General features: G+C 67.7%; 15 protein-coding genes and 1 pseudogene. 10 read left to right on the top strand and 6 right to left on the bottom strand.

The window, feature by feature from the left end; translation table 11 throughout:
* Positions 1-250 precede the first annotated feature (250 nt).
* Positions 251-694, bottom strand: coding sequence for a nucleoside deaminase (locus OHB12_RS14150; protein ID WP_327121110.1), 444 nt, complete (start codon positions 692-694; stop codon positions 251-253).
* A 189-nt stretch (positions 695-883) separates the two neighbouring features.
* On the opposite strand from OHB12_RS14150, the gene OHB12_RS14145 reads away from it, so the two are divergent.
* The 3 genes from OHB12_RS14145 (at position 884) to OHB12_RS14135 (ending at position 4,273) form a co-directional block, all read left to right on the top strand.
* Complete coding sequence (locus OHB12_RS14145) at positions 884-1,204, top strand: zinc ribbon domain-containing protein (RefSeq protein ID WP_327121108.1); 321 nt, start codon at positions 884-886, stop codon at positions 1,202-1,204.
* A gap of 146 nt (positions 1,205-1,350) precedes the next feature.
* Positions 1,351-2,616 carry a uroporphyrinogen-III C-methyltransferase gene (cobA, locus tag OHB12_RS14140; protein ID WP_327119706.1) on the top strand — a complete coding sequence of 422 codons (1,266 nt, stop codon included), beginning with the start codon at positions 1,351-1,353 and terminating at the stop codon, positions 2,614-2,616.
* Between the two features lie 196 nt (positions 2,617-2,812).
* Positions 2,813-4,273 (top strand): MFS transporter, encoded by a 1,461-nt coding sequence (locus OHB12_RS14135; protein WP_327121106.1) that lies wholly within the window; start codon positions 2,813-2,815, stop codon positions 4,271-4,273.
* 9 nt (positions 4,274-4,282) lie between these two features.
* Here the strand turns inward: OHB12_RS14135 and OHB12_RS14130 are convergent, their stop codons facing one another.
* Positions 4,283-4,696, bottom strand: coding sequence for a PPOX class F420-dependent oxidoreductase (locus tag OHB12_RS14130; protein ID WP_327119704.1), 414 nt, complete (start codon positions 4,694-4,696; stop codon positions 4,283-4,285).
* A gap of 229 nt (positions 4,697-4,925) precedes the next feature.
* Positions 4,926-6,416, bottom strand: a complete 1,491-nt coding sequence (locus OHB12_RS14125; protein WP_327119702.1) for a CoA-acylating methylmalonate-semialdehyde dehydrogenase — start codon at positions 6,414-6,416, stop codon at positions 4,926-4,928.
* A gap of 131 nt (positions 6,417-6,547) precedes the next feature.
* Here OHB12_RS14125 and OHB12_RS14120 point away from each other — a divergent pair.
* Positions 6,548-8,164: pseudogene (locus OHB12_RS14120) on the top strand (PucR family transcriptional regulator).
* Positions 8,165-8,448: 284 nt separating this feature from the next.
* Entirely contained in the window at positions 8,449-11,964 is a 3,516-nt protein-coding gene (locus tag OHB12_RS14115) for a protein kinase domain-containing protein (RefSeq protein ID WP_327119700.1), read from the top strand.
* A gap of 218 nt (positions 11,965-12,182) precedes the next feature.
* Here OHB12_RS14115 and yaaA read toward each other — a convergent pair whose 3' ends face one another.
* The gene (yaaA, locus tag OHB12_RS14110; protein ID WP_327121104.1) at positions 12,183-12,926 is read right to left on the bottom strand and encodes a peroxide stress protein YaaA; all 744 of its coding nucleotides are present in this window, start codon (positions 12,924-12,926) and stop codon (positions 12,183-12,185) included.
* 58 nt (positions 12,927-12,984) lie between these two features.
* Here yaaA and OHB12_RS14105 point away from each other — a divergent pair, with 58 nt between their 5' ends.
* Positions 12,985-14,742 (top strand): proline--tRNA ligase, encoded by a 1,758-nt coding sequence (locus tag OHB12_RS14105; RefSeq protein WP_327119698.1) that lies wholly within the window; start codon positions 12,985-12,987, stop codon positions 14,740-14,742.
* Positions 14,743-15,073: 331 nt separating this feature from the next.
* The gene (locus tag OHB12_RS14100; RefSeq protein ID WP_327119696.1) at positions 15,074-16,825 is read left to right on the top strand and encodes an acyl-CoA dehydrogenase family protein; all 1,752 of its coding nucleotides are present in this window, start codon (positions 15,074-15,076) and stop codon (positions 16,823-16,825) included.
* A 99-nt stretch (positions 16,826-16,924) separates the two neighbouring features.
* Here the strand turns inward: OHB12_RS14100 and OHB12_RS14095 are convergent, their stop codons facing one another.
* Entirely contained in the window at positions 16,925-17,359 is a 435-nt protein-coding gene (locus tag OHB12_RS14095) for a ferritin-like domain-containing protein (RefSeq protein WP_327119694.1), read from the bottom strand.
* A complete protein-coding gene (locus tag OHB12_RS14090) occupies positions 17,356-17,913 on the bottom strand; it encodes a hypothetical protein (RefSeq protein WP_442800094.1) in 558 nt (185 codons plus the stop codon). The genes OHB12_RS14095 and OHB12_RS14090 overlap by 4 nt, the downstream gene beginning before the upstream one ends.
* 201 nt (positions 17,914-18,114) lie before the next feature.
* Here OHB12_RS14090 and rimP point away from each other — a divergent pair, with 201 nt between their 5' ends.
* The 3 genes from rimP (at position 18,115) to OHB12_RS14075 (ending at position 20,266) form a co-directional block, all read left to right on the top strand.
* Positions 18,115-18,783 (top strand): ribosome maturation factor RimP, encoded by a 669-nt coding sequence (rimP, locus tag OHB12_RS14085; protein ID WP_327119690.1) that lies wholly within the window; start codon positions 18,115-18,117, stop codon positions 18,781-18,783.
* On the top strand, positions 18,780-19,811 hold the full coding sequence (gene nusA, locus OHB12_RS14080; RefSeq protein WP_327119688.1) for a transcription termination factor NusA: 1,032 nt from the start codon (positions 18,780-18,782) through the stop codon (positions 19,809-19,811). Before rimP ends, nusA begins: the two co-directional genes overlap by 4 nt.
* 176 nt (positions 19,812-19,987) lie before the next feature.
* Positions 19,988-20,266, top strand: coding sequence for a YlxR family protein (locus tag OHB12_RS14075; RefSeq protein ID WP_442800040.1), 279 nt, complete (start codon positions 19,988-19,990; stop codon positions 20,264-20,266).
* Positions 20,267-20,292 lie beyond the last annotated feature (26 nt).

Genomic DNA, 20,292 nt, shown 5'->3' with positions numbered 1-20,292 from the left:
GTTGTCCTCCTGACGCAGGGACCCCAGCCCCGCGGCGCGTTTGGGATACGAGACTGTAACGCGTTCTAGTCTTGCGGCGGGCGGAAAACCGGCCCACTGGATGCACTCCGGTGAGCCGGGTCAGCCGACGGTGATGGCGTCTAAACGGATGCGCAGGAATTCGTTCACCGTGCGCGTGGCCGGGTCGTACGATGCGTCCTGGCGACGCCCGCGCGCCGTCCCGCGAGATCGATGGAAGCGATGGCGTACATCACGCCTCGATTCCGTCGGCGACGCCGATATCCTCGTGCCACAGCGCCGGATATTCGGCGATGAAGGTGGTCATCAGGTCGATGCAGCGGCGATCGTCCAGCACGGTCACGGCAACACCGTGCTCGGCGAGCCAATCGTGCCCGCCGGAGAAGGTCCGCGCTTCCCCGACGACCACCGAGCCGATGCCGAACTGGCGGACAAGACCGCTGCAATACCAGCAGGGTGAGAGCGTGCTCACCATGATCGTGGAGCCGTAGTCGCGTCGTCGTCCCGCCGCACGGAAGGCGTCGGTCTCGGCGTGGATGCTGGGATCGCCGGACTGCACCCGGCGGTTGTGGCCGCGTCCGAGCAGGGTGCCGTCCGCGTCGAACAGGGCGGCGCCGATCGGGATCCCGCCCTCGGCGAGCCCGCGCAGCGCCTCGTCGTATGCCACCTCGAGCAGCTGTTGTGCCGGTGTCACCTGCGTCATCAGATTTTTAGCGCGGATTCCTCCTCGTTCACGAGGGAGAGGAAGCGCTTTCCTCCTTTTGGTGTCGGTGGTGGCGGCTAGGTTGTGGGGTGTGGATGAGGTTTGCGGTACAGCTATCGGCTGCGGCCGGGTCGCGCTGCGGAGTTTCTGGCGAAGTCCACGATGGCGCGCAAGGCCGCTGACGCGGCGATCGGCGCGGCGACGCGGGAATTGATCGGCCGTGGCACGCGGGCTGGCCGGAAGGTGGTGTTGGTGCAGTCCGCCCACACGACAATGACGTGTTCGAGTTGCTTCGCGAGAGCCAAGCAGCGATTCGGGCTCGCGGAGAGAATTTTCCGGTGCCACGGCTGCGGGTATACCGATGGCAGGGACCGGAACGCCGCCAGCGTGATTCTGGCTGTGGCAGAGCGCGGCCACACTCGTGTCGACGACATAGGACAATCGGATCACCTCCTTCGGGCGGCTGGTTCGGTTGCGGTCTGAGCGAGAAATCCCCGCCTGCGAGCCGGGGAAGCGTTAAGCGTCCACTGTCCAAGCAAGCCGCCCCGGACGCAAGCACGCGTGACGTGCACGGATGCGGGTGCGGTCGATTGACGGGGGCGTGCGGACAGGCCGTAGGCTCGAAACTTGTGCCGAACACGTCAGACGCAACCCAGGACCAGCCCACCGGCGACCCGAACTACCTGGTCGGGCTCGATCTGAACGGGCGGCGTGTCGTCGTGGTCGGCGGTGGCTCGGTGGCGCAGCGCAGGCTCGGACTGCTGATCGCCTCCGGCGCCGACGTGCACGTGGTGAGCCGCGCGGTCACGCCCGCGGTCGAGGCGATGGCGACCTCCGGCCAGATCTCCGTCACGCTGCGCAGGTATGCCGATGGCGACCTCGAGGGCGCCTGGTACGCGATCGCCTGCACCGACGAGCCGGAGACCAACGCGGCGGTCGTCGGAGAGGCGACGCGGCGGCGAGTCTTTTGTGTGCGCACCGACATCGCCAGGCTCGGCACCGCGGTCACCCCGGCTACCGCGCGCTACGACGGACTGACGCTCGGCGTACTGGCGAGCGGGCAGCACCGGCGTTCCGCCGCAGTACGCAACGCGCTGCTGGAAGCACTGCAATCCGGTGTGGTGACCGATGATTCGACGCCGATCTCGCCGGGTGTCGCGCTGGTGGGCGGTGGGCCAGGCGATCCCGACCTGATCACCGTGCGTGGGCGGCGGCTGCTGGCCAGGGCCGATCTGGTCGTCGCCGACCGGCTTGCCCCGCCGGAGCTGCTGGCCGAACTCGGACCCGAAGTCGAGGTGATCGACGCCGCGAAGATCCCGTACGGGCGGGCGATGGCGCAGGAGGCGATCAACACCACGCTGATCGAGGGCGCGAAGGCGGGCAAGTTCGTGGTGCGGCTCAAGGGCGGCGACCCGTACGTGTTCGGACGCGGCTACGAGGAGCTAGAGGCGTGCGTCGATGCCGGTGTGCCCGTCACCGTGGTGCCCGGCGTGACCAGCTCCATCTCGGTGCCGGCCGCCGCGGGCATTCCGGTGACGCATCGCGGCGTCACCCACGAGTTCGTCGTGGTGAGCGGGCATCTAGCGCCGGATCATCCGGACTCGCTGGTCGACTGGCCCGCGCTGGCCAGATTGCGCGGCACCCTGGTGCTGATGATGGCGGTGGAACGGATCGAGCAATTCGCCACCGCGCTGCTGGAAGGCGGTCGCCCGTCCGACACGCCCGCCACGGTCATCCAGGAGGGCACGCTGCGCACCCAGCGCGTGCTGCGCGCCGATCTCGGCACGGTCGCCGAACGGGTGCGTGCGGAAGGCATCCGGCCGCCCGCGATCGTGGTGATCGGACCGACCGCCGGATTCTCCGCCGCATCACACGCCGACTCCGCTGCCGGGTAGCGGTCGCGCTTCCCCTTCGCCGACGGCGGGCTGGGCCGATGTGCCGGTGATCGGAAGTCCCGAGCGGTGGCTGATCGAGTTCAGTCGGTGGTGTCTGGTCGCGGTCCATGGCCTTCGCGCCGGGTCCCCGTGGCGGAGGCGGCGGTGGCTGCATCAATTACAGTGGCTCACTGTGCTCCAGAATCCCGCTGCGAAGATGCAGTATCCGGTGACGCAGCGGGCCTTCGGGCTCGCGATTCTAGTACTGAGCGGGTTGCAGCTCATGGTCGTGCTCGACGGCACGGTGGTGATCTTCGCACTGCCCAGGCTGCAGGAGGAGATGGGGCTGTCCAGCGCGGGCAGCGCGTGGACGGTCACGTCCTACGGGCTCACGTTCGCGGGCTTGATGCTGCTCGGTGGAAGGCTCGGCGACGCCTTCGGGCGCAAACGGATGCTCGTCCTCGGTGTCGTCCTGTTCACCGTCGCCTCGCTGGCCTGTGGGCTCGCACAGAACCAGGCCATGTTGCTCGCGGCGCGCGCGGTCCAAGGCGCGGGCGCGGCGGTCGCGGCGCCGACGGCCTTCGCCCTGGTGGCAACGACGTTCGCGCCGGGCAGGGCGCGCAATCAGGCGATCGCGATCGTCGGGTCGATGGTCGGCATCGGCTCGGTCGGCGGCTTGGTGGTCGGCGGCGCGCTGACCCAGCTGTCGTGGCGGTGGATCTTCCTGATCAACGTCCCGATCGGTGCGCTGATCATCCTCGGCGCGGTCTACAAGCTCGCAGACACAGAACACCACCGTTCGGCGCTCGATGTGCCCGGCGCGGTGCTCGGCACCCTCGCGTGTGCCGCCATCGTTTTCGGCGCCACCGAGGGCCCCGAGATCGGGTGGGGCGACCCCGTCATCATCGGTTCACTCATCGCGGGCGTCGTGCTGCTGATCGTCTTCGTCGCACTGGAGCGGCGAGTGGAAGATCCATTGCTGCCGTGGTCGCTGTTCGACAGCCGCGACCGCATCGCCACCTTCCTGCTGATCTTCCTGGCCGGCGGCGTACTCGGCGCGATGACCTTCTTCGTCGCCCAGTTCATGCAGAATGTGATCGGCTACGGCCCGCTGAAGGCGGGCGTCGCGGCCATCCCGTTCACCGTCGGCATCGGCATCGGCGGCGCGCTGGCCTCCAAGGCCGCGTTGTACATCGCGCCGCGCTGGCAGCTCGCGAGCGCCTCTCTTGTGCTCGGCGTCGGGCTGCTGTTGGGCTCGACCTTGGACGGCGACGTGCTGTATTTCGCGACGCTGCTGCCCCTGTTGGTCGTGATCGGTCTCGGCGTCGGCATGGCCATGGTGCTCACGCCGCTGTGCGTGCTGGTCGGCGTGCCGCCGGCGAACATCGGTCCACTGGCCGCGGTCGGGCAGATGTTCATGAACCTGGCCACGCCGGTCGCCATCGGTCTGCTCACGCCGATCGCCGCCTCGCGCACGCTTTCGCTCGGCGGCCGCACCGGCAAGGTCGCGGGCATGACACCCGCCGAGATCGCTGCGCTGGGCAATGGCTACACCCTGGTGCTGCTCGTGTGCGCTTTGATCGCATTCGCGACCGGACTGGTCGCGCTGACGTTGCGATTCACCCCGCCACAGCTGGCGTTGGCGCAGCACGCGCAGGAAGAGGCCCAGCAGGCCTGAGCCCGCCGACTACATCCGTCCCGCGACCTTGCGTGGCGTCACCCGCACGATGACGCGCGGTCCGTCGTGCGTCGAGGCGGGGTTGAAATCCAGGTACTTCTGGCCGGTGTACTTCAGCGAAAGCTCGTCGGGCAGGAACTTGTCCGGATCCGGCGTGAGCGTCGCGTTGCCGCGGATCTCCGCGTACACATACGGGTTGTCCGGTGGGTTGATCAGCACGGTGATCCGCGGGTCGCGTGCGAGGTTCTTGCCCTGTTGGCGATCGGTGGTGGTGGAGAACAACAGATCGTCGCCGTCGCGCTTGATCCAGATCACGGTCAGGTGCGGCTGCCCATTCGGCCCGATCGTGGCCGCGGTGGCGAACACACGCTCCTCGTCCAGGTACTTCTTCAGGTCATCGGAAAGAACAGCGGTACTGGTCACGTTCTGAGCGAACAATCAGGTGCGCCAGGGCATTCCCGCTGACTCGACCGATCGACGAGGCCCGCATATGGCATCGGGTCGTCGACGCGAGACGTCACACCGTATTCGCGGGTGGACCGGTCGCGGACGAGCTCCAGCGCCCAGAACACCCCCGTGCCGCACCTCGCCGGTGCTGGGATGCCGCCGCGCGAGCTCGCTCAGGCCGGGGCCGAAGCATCGCTGGGGGTACCTACTTGTTCTGCGGGAACCCGAGGTTCAGCCCGCCGTGGCTCGGGTCGAGCCAGCGGGTGGTGACCGCCTTGCCGCGGGTGAAGAACTGCACTCCGTCGGTGCCGTGCGCGTGCGCGTCGCCGAACAGCGAGTTCTTCCAGCCGCCGAAGCTGTAGTAGGACATGGGAACCGGGATCGGCACGTTGATCCCGACCATGCCGACCTCCACCTCGTTGTGGAAGCGCCGGGCCGCGCCGCCGTCGTTGGTGAAGAGGGCGGTGCCGTTGCCGTAGGGGTTGGCGTTGACCAGGGCGAGTGCGTCGTCGTAGCTGTCGACCCGCACGATCGACAGGACGGGGCCGAAGATCTCGTCGGTGTAGACGCTCATATCCGTGTCGACGTGGTCGAGAATCGTCGGTCCGAGCCAGAACCCGTCGGCCGCGCCGTCGGCTTCGACGCCTCGGCCGTCGAGAACCACTGCGGCACCGGCGGTTTCGCCCGCCGCGATGTAGTCCGCGACCCGGTCGCGGTGCGCGCGGGTGACCAGCGGGCCCATGTCGGCCGCGCGGGCGCCGTCGCCGGTCTTGATGGTCCCGGCCCGCTCGGCGATCTTGCCGACCAGCTCGTCGGCCGCGCCGCCGACGGCGACCACCACGCTGATCGCCATGCATCGCTCGCCCGCGGAGCCGAACCCGGCGTTCACCGCGGCGTCGGCGGCCAGGTCCAGATCGGCGTCCGGCAGTACCACCATGTGGTTCTTCGCGCCGCCGAGCGCCTGCACTCGCTTGCCCGCCGCGGTGCCACGCTGGTAGACGTACCGCGCGATCGGCGTTGAGCCCACGAACGAGACAGCCTTGATGCCCGGGTTGTCCAGCAGCTCGTCGACCGCGACCTTGTCGCCCTGCAGCACGGTGAAAACTCCTGCGGGCAAATCGGCTTCGTCCCACAGCTGGGCGAGCCACAGCGAGGCCGACGGGTCCTTCTCGCTGGGCTTGAGCACCACCGTGTTGCCCGCGGCGATGGCGAGAGGGAAGAACCACATCGGCACCATTGCGGGGAAGTTGAACGGGGAGATCACCGCGACCGGGCCCAGTGGCTGGCGGAGCGAAAAGATGTCCACCTTCGTCGAGGCGTTCTCGGTGTAGCCGCCCTTGAGCAGATGCGGCACGCCGCAGGCGAATTCGACGACCTCCAGACCGCGGCTCACCTCGCCCATGGCATCGGCCAGGACCTTGCCGTGCTCGGCCGTGATCAGGTGCGCGAGCTCTTCCTTGCGTTCATTGAGGAGTTCGCGGAAGCGGAACAGGATCTGGGTGCGCCGGGCCAGCGAGCTGTCCCGCCAGGCCGGGAACGCCGCCGCCGCCGAGTCGATCGCCGCCCGGGTGTCCGCCACGTTCGCCAACGCGACCTGTCCGGTCACCACGCCGGTCGCCGGGTTGGTCACCGGCGCCGTCGCCTCGCTGCTGCCCGCGAAAGCCTTGCCGTCGAGCCAGTGCGCGATGGTCTGCATATCTCCTCGATTCGATCGTGAGCGTTGGCGGTGCCGTCTCTCGTCGCCACGTGCGGCGGTCCCCTGGGCGGTGCGAAGTCGCTGGATACCACTCTGCGGTATCAAGCCTTCCCGATGACCCGATGATCTGTATGCGATTTCGCGCTGGGTATTGCGATTCGCCGGTGCTTCCCTCGGTGGCCGACGTGTTGGCGATGCCAGTGGTCCGCGCCGGTGAACCCGAGGTCGTCGGCGGGGGATCGCTGGCTCGGCCGGTGCGCTGGGTGCACGTCAGCGAGCTGGCTGATGTGGCGCAGCTGCTGGTCGGCGGCGAGCGCATCCTGACGACCGGGTAGGCATGAGCCACGGTGACGCGGCGGCCGAGGCGTATGTGACGGCGCTGGCGGCGGCAGGGGTGTCCGGGCTGGTGGTCGAGCTCGGCGGATATGTGCCCGCGCTGTCTCCCTGGGTCGCCGCGACCGCCGACGCGCTGGGGCTTCCGTTGATCGCGCTGCACCGGGTCACCCGGTTCGTGGAGATTACCGAAGCGGTGCATCGGGTGATCGTCGCCGAGAAGTACGCGGAACTCGAGTTCGCGCGCACCGTGCACGAGACATTCACCGAGCTCAGCGTCCGCCGAGCCGCGCTGGCCGAGATCGTGCAGACTGCGGCGAACATGCTGGACGCCGCGGTGGTGCTGGAGGACCTGGCACACCGGGTGCTCGCGCTGACCGCGCGCCATGCGTCCACCTCGGCGCTGCTGGAGAACTGGGAGAACACCTCGCGCCTGCTGCCCGATGACTGGGACGCGGTGGCCATCGGCCCGCACACCCAGCGGTGGGGGCGGCTGCTCCTGCGTTCCGAGGGGGTGCCGAGCGCGCGGGCGCGCATGGTGCTGGAGCGCGCCGCGCAGACGCTGACGCTGCACCGCATGATCGAGAAGGACCGGTTCGGTCTGCACCGGCAGGCGCAGACCGGGCTGATCGACGACATGGTCAACGGCAAGCTGGACGAGCGCGACGCCCGCACGCGGGCCGCAGCGCTCGGGGTTGGCAGGCCGGACCGCCTACGTTCCGCTCGCCGTCGATGTCGCCGCGGCGGCCGAGGCCGATCCGGTCGCCGGACAGCGCCGCGCGGTCGGCATCCTGGACGCGGTAGCACACGGACTCGGCCTGGCGAAGATGACCGCGCTCGCCGCTGCCGACCAAGGGGACCGAATCGCCATGATCCTCGCGCTGCCGCGGAACGATGAGTTGGACGAGAGGCTGGCCGCGGTATGCACCGCGATCCTCGGCGAGGTGCGGCGGGTCGACGGGGTGCGGCGGGTGGTGATCGGCGCAGGGGCCGCGTCGGATTCGCTGCTGGACACCGCCCACGAGCTGCCGCACGTCGCGGAAGTCGCACTGTCGCTGGGGGGTTCGGCATCGCGACCGTTCTATCGCAGCGGCGACGTGCGCTTGCGCGGGCTGCTGTCGCTGATCCGCGACGAACCGGGTGTGCAGCGTTTCGCCGAGACCGAACTGAGCGCGCTACTTCGCTACGACATCCGCCACGACGCCGACCTGACTCGCACTCTGCGCCAGTTCCTCGACTTGGCGGGCAACAAGACCGAACTCGCCCGCCGACTCAACATCAGCCGGCCTACCCTCTACGAGCGCCTGGCCCGTATCGAACGCATCCTCGACACCGGCCTCGGCGACGGCGAATCGCGCACCTCCCTGTACACCGCCCTGCTGATCCGCGATCTGACGGCCGGTGGCAAGCCATGAGCCGACCACGTCTGCTCCCAGAAATGGAGAAAAGGGTGCCGAGCCCGCTCCACACATCCCGCGGACAAGATCACTGTCATGTCCCACGACCAGCACGTCGATTTCGGCATACTCGCCTGTCCGGACCCAATTCCCGATGTCTGGAGCACCGCGGTTCCACTGAGAGTAGGCGCTTATCGAACTGAAGCCGTAGCGGAAGTTTCTCTGAAACCCCGCCCGGTTCGGTGATTCGCCGGGGATAAGCTGGGAAGGTAGCGCGGCAGCACCCGACACAGAGCAGGGCGATGGCGGACCGAGATTCTTTCGCGACGCAGAGTGACCGGCCTCCAGACATCGACAAGGAACTGGAAGGCACCGGTCTCGACGGCCCGCGACAGATCGGTCGGGGTGGTTTCGGGGTGGTGTACCGGTGTACGCAGCGGGCGTTGAACCGGGATGTCGCGGTCAAGGTCTTGCTTGCGGCGGCGGATCTCTGGCCGGAAAACGTCGAAAGATTCGTGCGTGAGCAGCAGGCGATGGGCGCTTTGTCCGGCCATCCCAATATCGTGCACGTTCTGCAGGTCGGCACCACTCGCAGTGGTCGCCCGTATCTGGTGATGCCGTATCACTCCCGCGGTTCGTTGGAAGACCGTCTTCGCCGAGAGGGACGCCTGCCGCTCGATGACGCGGTCGGGATTACAGTCAAGTTGGCTGGTGCTTTGGAGACGGCGCATCGGGCTGGGATTCTGCATCGTGATATCAAGCCGGGGAATGTGTTGCTCACCGATTATGGTGAGCCGCAGCTCACCGATTTCGGGATCGCTCGTATCGAAGGCGGTTTCGAGACGACCACAGGTGTGATCACCGGCTCGCCCGCGTTCACCGCCCCGGAGGTGTTGCGATCGGGGAACCCGTCGGTGGCGTCCGATATTTACGGGTTGGGCGCCACGTTGTTTTGCATGATCACCGGGCATGCCGCGTTCGAGCGCCGCTCGGGTGAGCAGGTGGTCGCGCAGTTCTTGCGGATCGCCGCCGAGCCGCTGCCGGACCTGCGGCCCGACGGTATCCCTGATGACCTGTGTGCTGTCATCGAGGCCGCTATGGCGCATGATCTGGCGAAGCGCCCGCGGTCGGCCGCTGAGTTCGGTGAGTTACTGCGCGGTGTCGAGGGGGCTCACGGTATGCCGGTACAGGACATGACGGTGCGCACCGATGACCACGGCGACCTGACGCCCCCTGTGGAGGACACCGGTGCGCCGCGTCCGGTTCCTACCGGCCGGTCACCGTCGTTCCGGCGGACCACGACGCCGCCCACCCCCGAGACCAGATTCCGTCCGGCCATGTCCGGGCGGGCGTTGGTGCATCGCGGCAGGCTGATCGACCGGTTGCGGACTGCTTCCCGGCCGCGGCTGACGGTGATCCACGCTCCGGCGGGGTTCGGTAAGAGCACTCTGGCCGCGCAGTGGGCCGAGCACCTCGCTGAGCAGCAGCAGGTGGCGGTCGCGTGGTTGAACGCCGATCCCGACGACAACAACGTCGTGTGGTTCGTGCTGCATCTGATCGAGGCGATTCACCGGGTGCGTCCGGCGTTGGTGCCTGAGCTGGGCCGGATGCTCGAGGAGCGAGGTGCGGAGGCAACTCGCTATGTGCTCACGACGTTGATCAATGACATTCATGAGCGTCACGAACGTGTGGCTGTGGTGATCGATGATTGGCATCGGGTGACCGATTCCGCGGCGACCGCGGCCTTGCGGTTCTTGTTGGAGAATGGTTGTCACCACTTGCAGATCATTGTCACCAGCAGGTCGTCGGAGGGTTTGCCGTTGGCGACGATGGGTGTTCGCAATGAGCTGGTCGAGATAGATTCCAGTGCTTTGCGTTTCGATGCTGTCGAGGCGGGCTCGTTTCTGGTGGAGTTGGGTGGTTTGTCCTTGGATGACGGTGAGGTCGCCGAGTTGCGCGACAGTACCGAGGGCTGGGTCGCGGCGTTGCAGCTCGCGTCGTTGTCACTGCGCGGGCATCACGACCCGGCGGCGTTGATCAGTCACCTATCGGGACGTCATCACGCTATTGCCGAGTATCTCGCCGAGAACGTGCTCGATACGGTGGATGCGGTGTTGCTGGATGCTCTGCTGGAAACCTCGCTGCCGGAAAATATTTGCGGTGGTCTTGCTACCGCGTTGACCGGGCAGCGGCATGGGCAGGTGTTGCTGGAGAATATCGAGCGGCGGAATCTGTTCCTGCGTCGTATCGACGAGGACGGTGAATGGTTCCGCTACCACCATTTGTTCGTGGAATTCCTGCGTCAGCGGCTCGCGCGCGACCGCCCCGATCAGGTGGACGTACTGCATCGCACCGCCGCCGCCTGGTTCGGTGCGCACGGGATGGTCAGCGAGGCCATCGATCACGCACGCGCCTGCGGCGACGACGAACACGCCGTGGACCTCGTCGAGGAACGGGCGATGGACCACGTCGCGCATGCCCGATTCGCGACACTGCTCGGCCTGGTCGCGAAGCTTCCACCACCACTCGTCGCGACCCGTCCGCGCCTGCAACTCGCGCTCGCCTGGACATATATGTTGCTGCGTCGACCCACCGAGCTGAACACCGCACTGCGGCTGGCGCGCGCGGCGATCGAGGGGCCCGATTCCGATCTCGCGGCCGAAGCAGCCCTCATCGAGAGCGCCGGGCGCACGATGAGCGACCATGTCGAGGATGTAGACGCTGTGGTGGCCGATTGCCTGTCGCGAACCGACACGTTGAGTCCGTGGGCACTGGGTGCTGCCGCAAGCATCGCGGCGTATCAGGCCTTCCGCCGTTTCGAGTTCGATCAAGTAAATGCGTGGTTCGACTGGGCCGCTCCTTACCATCAGCAGATCGGCGGAACGTTCAACCAGATAATCACCTACAGCTTCTTAGGCCTCGCGGCCCGTGAACAGCTCGACGTCTCCGCCGCCGAGCACAGTTTCCGTAAGGCTTGCCAGATCGCCACGAACTCCTCCAGTTACCAGTCCTACCCGGCGCTGGCTGATGCGCTGCTCGGCGAGCTGCTCTACGAACGCGATCAGCTCGATGAAGCCGAGCAACTGCTGGATGAAGTCAGCGGGCTCGGAATCGAAGGCGGCCCGGTGGAATTCATGATGGCCACGTACGCGACCGGCGCCCGGATCAAAGCACTGCGCGGTGATCTCGATGCCGCGGCGCAACGCCTGGACAAAGGCGCGAGGACCGCCAAAGCGCTTGCCGTGCCGCGACTCGCCGCTCGTATCACCAACGAGCAGGTCCGCCTCGGACTCACGACCACCACAACCTCGGCCATCGAAGCACCCGACCAGGCAGGTGTTGCCCGCCGTGCAATGGCCACGGGTGACAACGGCATCGCGATCCTGACTGCCGAATTGATCGAGGATTCCGCGATACGTGTGCTGCTACGTGACCGGATACCCGCCCAGATCGCCACCGCCTGCGAACGCGCCACACGGTTGCGCGATTCCATCGACGCCGTCCGCCGCCCACGAGCAGCGCTACACGCCCAACTGCTGCTCGCGTCCTGCCTCGCGGCGGCCGGACAGACCGACGACGCCAAGAACGCACTCGTGCCGGTCGTCGCGATCTGCGCTGACACCGGCCTGATCCGGCCACTGCGCGACGAAGGCCCCTGGATCACATTCCTGCTTCAGACCCTGGAACACGATCTCCGCGCAGGCCGGTGGCACCACAGCTGGCCGAGGATTCCACACACGTTCCTCACAATGGTGCTGGACGACCCACAACGACATCCTCCGGCTGCACTCGCACCGGAGGATGCCGACCAGCGGTAGCGGTTGTTCGGCAGATACGCCGTTGACCGCACCGACAACGTCACGACATTTTCGACCTGGCCCCACCCGTCCTCGACCGATGTCCCATACCTGTGGCGAAAGGCAACCGAAGGTGAGCATCGAGCACGTGCTGTTCCGCGGCGGTGAGCGTTGCCGCGGACGCGGCGAGACCTCGGCTACAGTGCTCACCGCCGTCGGCGACTGAACCGCGACCGCGCTCAGGTGATGACGAGAAGCTCAGTGGGCGAGGCGATCTCGGTCCGCAACCCGGCTTTGGCTGCCACCCGTGCCACGCCGCGGACGTCGGTCGGCTCGGCTCTGGTGAGCACGAGGGCGCGGGCCAGCAAGCCCTTGTGGTGCTTGTTGAAGTGACTCACTACCGTGCGGGATCCGTCGGGGTGCTCGGTGAGCACATTCGCGGTGACCGCGCCCGGGACACGGCCCAGCTGCTGGTAGGTGCCGGAGCGCAGGTCGACTACGAGTTCACCCGCGGCCTCGGCGTGCAGCGCCCCGGCAAGCGCGTCGCGCCAGACCGCCGAAAGAGTCGGCAGCCCAGGCAGTTTGGAGCCGCCGGAGAGCCGGTAGGCGGGAATCGGGTCACCCGCGCGGACCGCGCCGAACAGGGCTGAGCCGATACCGAGCCGGGCATACGCTTTGGCTCGTTGGACCTTCGTGAACGAGCCCGCGTCGAGCGCGTCGTAGAGGACGCCGGTGTAGCGCTCGAGCGCGGGCCGGGTCGGCGACGTGCGCAACGCCGCATTGCGGGCGATCTCGCCATCGGCCCCCTTGCCGAGCCCCAGCGCCGAGCGGGCGTTGTCCGGGTCCGCCGCCAGCCGCACCACCTCGTCGACCAAGCGCGCACGCACCGCGGTGAGCTGTGGCATAGCCAGGGAGTCCAGTGCGAGGGGGGCGCCGACGCCGCCGTCGGATTTGGTCTCGGAAGGAGGCAGCAGCACCAGCACGAACGAATACGGTAATGCGTTGTCATCAGCATCCGGTCGGCGACTACCCTGTGCTTCCGTGATCACCCGCCTCTCCCGCCTGTTCCTGCGAACCCTCCGCGACGATCCAGCCGACGCCGAGGTGCCCAGCCACAAACTCTTGGTTCGCGCCGGCTATGTGCGCCGCGTCGCCCCGGGTGTCTACTCCTGGCTGCCGCTGGGCTTACGGGTGCTGCGCAAGGTCGCGGACGTGGTGCGCGAGGAGATGGACGCGATCGGCGCCCAGGAGATCTCGCTGCCCGCGTTGCTGCCGCGGGACCCGTACGAGACCACCAACCGGTGGACCGAGTACGGTGACGGCCTTTTCCGATTGCAGGACCGCAAGGGTGCGGACTATTTGCTCGGCCCGACCCACGAGGAGCTGTTCGCGCTCACTGTGAAGGGCGAGTACAGCTCCTACAAGGACCTTCCGGTCACGCTCTACCAGATCCAGACCAAGTACCGGGACGAGGAGCGCCCCCGCGCTGGCATCCTGCGCGGGCGTGAGTTCGTCATGAAGGACTCCTACTCCTTCGATCTGAGTGAGGAAGGACTGAAGGCGAGCTACGACGCGCATCGTGAGGCCTACCAGCGCATCTTCGATCGGCTGCGGGTCAAGTACGTCATCGTCGCGGCAACCTCGGGTGCGATGGGCGGCAGCGCGTCGGAGGAGTTCCTGGCCGACAGCCCCGTCGGCGAGGACACCTACGTGCGCTGCCTCGAATCCGGTTACGCGGCCAATGTGGAGGCGGTGGTCACGCCCGCTCCCGCGCCGTTGCCGATCGAAGGACAGCCCGAGGCCCTCGTGCACGACACCCCCGGCACGCCGACCATCGCGACCCTGGTGGACTGGGCCAACAGCGCGGGCATCGGCAAGCGCTACGGTCGCCCGGTCACCGCGTCCGACACACTGAAGAACGTCATGGTGAAGCTGCGCCACCCGGACGGCAAGACCGAGATCCTCGGCATCGGGATCCCGGGCGATCGCGAGGTCGACGACAAGCGTCTGGGCGCCTCCGTCGAACCGGCCGAGGTCGAGTTACTCACCGAAGCCGACTTCGCCGAGAGCCCATTCCTCGTGAAGGGCTACATCGGCCCGAAGGCGCTGCAGGCCAACGGTGTTCGCTATCTGGTCGATCCCCGCGTCGGCACCGGCACGAGTTGGATCACCGGCGCCGACCAGCCGGGCAAGCATGTTGTCGGCCTGGTCGCCGGTCGTGACTTCACGCCCGACGGGACCATCGAGGCCGCCGCGGTCCGCGACGGCGATCCGTCGCCGGACGGGCGCGGCACCCTGGTGTCGGCGCGCGGCATCGAGATCGGCCACATCTTCCAGCTCGGCAACAAGTACACCGACGCGTTCGAGGTGGACGTGCTGGGCGAGAACGGCAAGCCGGTGCGGCTCACCATGGGCTCCTACGGTGTCGGCGTCTCGCGCATGGTCGCGGTGATCGCCGAGCAGCAGCACGACGACAAGGGGCTGCGCTGGCCCGCCGCGGTCGCGCCGTACGACGTGCACGTCGTCATCGCGAACAAGGACGACGCGGCGCGCGCGGGGGCCGAAGAGGTGGTGGCCGGGCTGCACGCCCACGGCCTGGATGTGCTCTTCGACGACCGCACTGCCTCGCCGGGTGTCAAATTCAAGGACGCCGAGCTGCTCGGTATGCCGTTGATCCTGGTCATCGGCCGCGGCTGGGCGGAGGGCAAGGTCGAACTGCGCGACCGTTTCACCGGCGAGGCGGAAGAGATATCCGCCGCCTCGGCCGTGGACGCGGTGGTGGCCAAAGCCCGTCGCTGACCGCCTCTCCGGGTATTCAGGCCGTACTAGCCAGGCGTGGGGATAGTCGCGTTCAGGTCCTGCGGTGGGTGCCGCTCGGGTTCTGGGCGTACCCGGTGAGTTACCCATGTGCTGACGAAATCAGGAGTTCCGACGCCCCCTGAGGCTTTGTGCCAGGGGGTCGTTCGCTCGATGGCCACTCGGGCGGGATGCAGCCCGGCAGGCCGCTCTAAGGGGAGCGTGATGCCACTAATCGGGCGGCGGCCACCCTCTGCGGCGTAGCGTGAATTTGCTGGTCAGAAATCCGCATACCTGGTTCGGGCTGTGATTACTCGCTGGTAAGTTAACCGTCATGACAAGCACCGACGCGTTGTTGTTCAATCCGGCTACCTACGACCCGCAGCAGTTCGACGCCGAGACGCGACGGCTGCTGCGCGCCACCATCGAGTGGTTCGAGGGGCGCGGCAAGCAGCGGTTGCTCGCCGACGACGCGAACGCGGTGTGGACCGCCGACTTCCTCGACTTCGTCAAGAAGGAGAAGTTGTTCGCCACCTTCCTCACCCCGGCCGCCTATGCCGACGGCGACCCGAACCGGCGCTGGGACGCGGCGCGCAACGCGGCGCTGTCGGAGATCTTCGGCTTCTACGGCCTGGCCTACTGGTACGCCGAGCAGGTGACCATCCTCGGTCTCGGCCCGATCTGGCAGAGCGGCAATGAGGTCGCCAAGAAGCGCGCCGCCACCGATCTGGCCGCCGGCGAGGTGATGGCATTCGGCCTGTCCGAGCAGACGCACGGCGCCGACATCTACAACACCGACCTGGTGCTCACCCCGACCGAGCCGGGGGGCGCGGACGCCGAGGCCGGAATCCTGTTCCGCGCCAACGGGGCGAAGTACTACATCGGCAACGGCAACGTGGCCAGCATGGTGTCGGTGTTCTCCCGCCGCGCCGATATCGAGGGCGCCGACGGGTACGTCTGGTTCACCGCGGACTCCCGGCACGAGAACTACCGCCTGCTCGGCAACGTCGTGCACCAGCAGATGTACGTCAGCACCTTCCGCCTGGAGAACTACCCGGTGCGCGCCGAGGACATCCTGCACACCGGCCCCGAGGCGTTCTCCGCGGCGCTGAACACTGTCAACGTGGGCAAGTTCAACCTCTGCCACGGCGGCATCGGCATGGTCGAGCATTCGTTCTATGAGGCGATCACACACGCCGACAACCGCATCCTGTACGGCAATCCGGTCACCGACTTCCCGCACGTGCGCACGAACTTCGTCGACGCCTACGCGCGCATCGTCGCGATGAAGCTGTTCAGCGACCGGGCCGTCGACTACTTCCGCAGCGCGAGCCTGGAGGACCGCCGCTACCTGCTGTTCAACCCGATGACGAAGTCGAAGGTGACCTCCGAGGGGGAGGCGGTCATGACGCTGCTGCTGGATGTGCTGGCCGCCAAGGGTTTCGAGAAGAACACGTACTTCGCCGAGGTGCAGCGGCTGATCAACACGTTGCCGCGGCTGGAGGGCACAGTGCACGTGAACGTCGGCCAGATCCTCAAGTTCATGCCGAACTACCTGTTCGACCCTAAGGACTACCCGGAGATCGGCACCCGGCAGGACGCGGCCGACGACGACTTCTTCTGGCGGCAGGGCCCGGCCCGCGGCGCGGGCAAGGTCCAGTTCGCCGACTGGACTCCGGTGTACGAGAAGCACGCCGACATCCCCAACGTCGGCCGCTTCTACGAGCAGGCGCAGGAGCTGCGCACGTTGCTGACCATCGCGGCGCCCGACGCCGAGCAGCAGAAGGATCTGGACTTCATGCTGACCATCGGCCACCTGTTCTCCTTGGTGGTCTACGGCCAGCTGATCCTGGAGCAGGCTGCGATCACCGGCCTGGACCGTGACCTGATCGACCAGATCTTCGACTTCCAGGTCCGCGACTTCAACACCTACGCCACCACCCTCTACGGTAAGCCGTCGGCCACCCCCGGTCAGCAGGGCTGGGCCGCGTCCGCGCTGCGCCCGCCGGTCGCGGACCGGCCACGGTTCGACCGCGTGTGGGCCGAGGTCGCATCCTATGACGGCGCCTACGAAATGCGCCCGTAGGGACCGGGTTTCGAGGTAAACGATGGTCCCGGAGCCGGTCCGGGACTGTCGTGTAGGGCGAGAACCTCTGCGGCCCAACGGAATTCGGGCCGATCGTGATCAGGCTTTGCCGGGAAACGCGGTGGTCGGCGGGTCGGCGCCGAGGATCGACTGCCAGAGGGCAAGGCGGACGGCGGCTTCGGTGAGCGCGTCGACACCGGTGCGGCGGACGGACTCGGATTCGCCGTGTTCCACCACCGAGCGCCAGGCGACAGCGGTGTCGGACTCCACGGTCACGGCGAGCCGTGCGGCCGGGATCGGATCGGTGACCGGGAACGGCACCGTGTAGGCGGCGTCCGGCGGTGGCACGGTCGCGCCGCTGGTGGCGAGCGCGTCGGCGGTGCTGTCGCGCCGTGCACGGTGCGCGGCGGTGTGTTCGGCGATCAATCGGGTGCGTTCGGGCGAGGCGTACGCGGCGATCACCCCGTAGGCGTACACCGCGCCGTACTCGGCGTTCAGTGCATCCAGCAGTGCCTGGCGTTCGGCGTCGGTCACGCGAGCAGCACCCCCGCCTGGGCGGCGCAGGCCGCGCTGATCGACGCCAGCAGCCCGGCCCGGTACCCGGACTGGGTGCGGGCGAGGGCGGCTGCCGACTTCTGGGACTCGGACAGCTGGGTGCGCAGCCCCTCGACACCGGGCGGCACGACGCTGCCGGAAGCTACGGCGGACGGACTCGAGGACCGGACCGGTCCGTTGGCGCGGGTGCGGTGCACCGGCTTGGTGCCGTCGCCGTACACGCCGATCACGCGATCGATCTCGGCTTTCAGCGCGTCGGCGTGCGCAGTGCGCTCGGCGGCGATCGCGGTCAGCGCGGCGTGCCGCTGCGGCGCCAGCGCGATGGCCGCGGTCGCCGCCGCCGCGTCGGCGCGGGCCAGAACCTCCTGCGCGGCAAGCGGATCCGGTTCGTGCACCACGTCGTCGGTGCCGCAGCCGGTCAGCGCGCCCACGGCGAGGATGCCGACCGTTCCTCCGCCCGCCAGACGTAGCGCGCTGCGACGGTCAAGGGCGGCTCGACGAGACTCGCGCCGGTCGGAGGGGATGCCGGACATGCACCCGGCACGCGGCGGGGCGGGAAGGCGGATGGGCACGGCATCATCGTGCCAGATTCGCGACGCGCCACCGGACGAGGCGTCGGCCGTGGCGCGCAGACTCCTCGACCACTGGTCCCTTACACTCTCGGGGCGCGTTACGCTAGACCTTCGGTAGAGAAATTTCCCACCGCGTCACAACTGAACCAGGAGCCGCCCCACATGCCGATGCCGACCGAGGAAAGGGTGAGCCAGCTCGTAGCTGGACTCGTCGAGCGCCGAGGGTACGACCTCGAGGGTGTCGAGATCTCGACGTCGGGCAAGCACGCGGATGCGCAGGCTCGGGTGAAGGTGACGGTGGACAGCGACGACACCTCCGATCTTGACTCGATCGCCACGCTCAGCTCGGAGCTGTCGGTCCAGCTCGACGACGCGGGCGAGTTCGGCGAGACGCCCTATCTGTTGGAAGTCTCGACCCCAGGCATCGATCGCCCGCTGACCGCGGACCGGCACTGGCGCCGGGCGCGCGGCAGGAAGGTGCGGATCTCACTACGCGAGGGCGCGCAGTCCCCGGAGGGGGCGGCGACATTCGAGGCCAGGGTCGGTGCCTTCGCCGATGATTCGGTGGCGCTGGTGCTCGGCGGCAGACGGAACCCGCACCGGGTGACGGTCTCGCTCGCCGATATCGCCGCGGCCGTCGTCCAAGTCGAGTTCTCCCCGCCCGGCGCGCGAGAGCTCGAACTCGCCGGCGGAGTCGTCGCGGGGCGTCCGACCCCGGGCCAGGAAGATGCGGTAGCGGTCGACGACGCCGCTGATGTCCGAGGAACACCGAACGCACAACCCGAATCCGTAACAGCGTCAGATTCGCCGACCGAAGGGATCGTGGAATGAACATCGAAATCGAAGCCCTGCGCGCGATAGTCGCCGACAAGGGGATCTCGATCGAGACCGTGATCTCCGCGATCGAGTCGGCGCTGCTCACCGCGTACCGCCACACCGAGGGCCATCAGCCCAACGCCCGCATCGACATCAACCAGAAGACCGGCGTGGTCCGGGTGATGGCACGCGAGCTGGACGTCGACGGCAACGTGATCTCCGAATGGGACGACACCCCCGAGGGGTTCGGCCGCATCGCGGCGACCACCGCACGCCAGGTCGTGCTGCAGCGGCTGCGGGACGCGGAGAACGAGAAGTCCTTCGGTGAGTTCTCCACGCACGAAGGCGATATCGTCGGCGGCGTGGTGCAGCGCGACGCGCGCGCCAACGCCCGCGGCACGATCGTGGTGCGCATCGGCAGCGAGCTGCACGGCGCCGAGGGGCTGATCCCGCCCGCCGAGCAGGTGCCGGGGGAGACCTACGAACACGGCGACCGGATCAAGTGCTACGTCGTCGGCGTCTCCCGAGGTCAGCGCGGTCCGCAGATCACGCTGTCGCGCACCCACCCGAACCTGGTGCGGCGGCTGTTCGCGCTGGAGGTGCCCGAGATCGCCGACGGGTCGGTCGAGATCGTCGCCGTGGCGCGCGAGGCGGGCCACCGCTCCAAGATCGCCGTGCGCACCACCGTGCCCGGCGTCAACGCCAAGGGCGCCTGTATCGGCCCGATGGGGCAGCGGGTGCGCAACGTGATGAGCGAGCTGGCCGGCGAGAAGATCGACATCATCGACTACGCCGACGACCCGGCGGCGTTCGTCGGCAATGCGCTCTCGCCGTCGAAAGTGGTTTCCGTCACTATCGTCGACCCGGAAGCCCGCGCGGCCCGCGTCGTTGTCCCCGATTTCCAGCTCTCGCTGGCTATCGGCAAGGAGGGGCAGAACGCCCGCCTCGCGGCGCGACTTACCGGCTGGCGCATCGATATACGCAGCGACGCCGCGCCGGACATGGGTGGTGGATCGGTTCGAACGGAGGCGCACCGCAGTTGACGGAAACCCGTCCACGGAATGCTCGGAACGACATGTTGGTGACTTCCGCGGGGGCGGGGTTCGGCGTTCCGAGCGGGGCAGCGGTAGAGTGGTCGAAGGTTGAGTCCGAGCCTTCGGTTCCTGTGCCCGACCGCATCACCGAGCAGCACGCGGCGCCCCGGCGTCCAGCAGCTCAAGTGCGGACGTGTATCGGGTGCCGGAAGCGCGAGCTGGCCGTCGATCTGTTGAGGATCGTGGCTCGAAATCGTGAGACCGGAGACGGCTCCCACGTGATCGAGATCATTCCCGATCCGCGGCGTAGACTTTCCGGACGGGGTGCCTGGCTGCACCCCTTTTCGGCTTGTCTGAGCATGGCAGAGCGACGCCGAGCAATCGGCAGAGCACTACGAGTGTCCGGACAACTGGATATCTCAGCCCTGGAGCGTTACCTCGAGAACAGGCACGAGCACTCATGAGCACACCGTGAAGTACCAACGATGAA

Origin of the sequence: Nocardia sp. NBC_01730, from assembly GCF_035920445.1 — a bacterium.
GTDB lineage: Bacteria > Actinomycetota > Actinomycetes > Mycobacteriales > Mycobacteriaceae > Nocardia.
Note: the sequence above shows the minus strand (reverse complement) of the source record. Positions and strands in the feature narration are given on the sequence as shown.

Excerpts from the sequence above, each read along its gene's own strand:
- OHB12_RS14145 (WP_327121108.1), top strand. The coding sequence starts at position 884 with ATGGCGCGCAAGGCCGCTGACGCGGCGATCGGCGCGGCGACGCGGGAA.
- OHB12_RS14135 (WP_327121106.1), top strand. The coding sequence starts at position 2,813 with ATGCAGTATCCGGTGACGCAGCGGGCCTTCGGGCTCGCGATTCTAGTA.
- OHB12_RS14125 (WP_327119702.1), bottom strand. The coding sequence starts at position 6,416 with ATGCAGACCATCGCGCACTGGCTCGACGGCAAGGCTTTCGCGGGCAGC.
- OHB12_RS14115 (WP_327119700.1), top strand. The coding sequence starts at position 8,449 with ATGGCGGACCGAGATTCTTTCGCGACGCAGAGTGACCGGCCTCCAGAC.
- OHB12_RS14100 (WP_327119696.1), top strand. The coding sequence starts at position 15,074 with ATGACAAGCACCGACGCGTTGTTGTTCAATCCGGCTACCTACGACCCG.
- OHB12_RS14090 (WP_442800094.1), bottom strand. The coding sequence starts at position 17,913 with ATGTCCGGCATCCCCTCCGACCGGCGCGAGTCTCGTCGAGCCGCCCTT.
- rimP (WP_327119690.1), top strand. The coding sequence starts at position 18,115 with ATGCCGATGCCGACCGAGGAAAGGGTGAGCCAGCTCGTAGCTGGACTC.
- nusA (WP_327119688.1), top strand. The coding sequence starts at position 18,780 with ATGAACATCGAAATCGAAGCCCTGCGCGCGATAGTCGCCGACAAGGGG.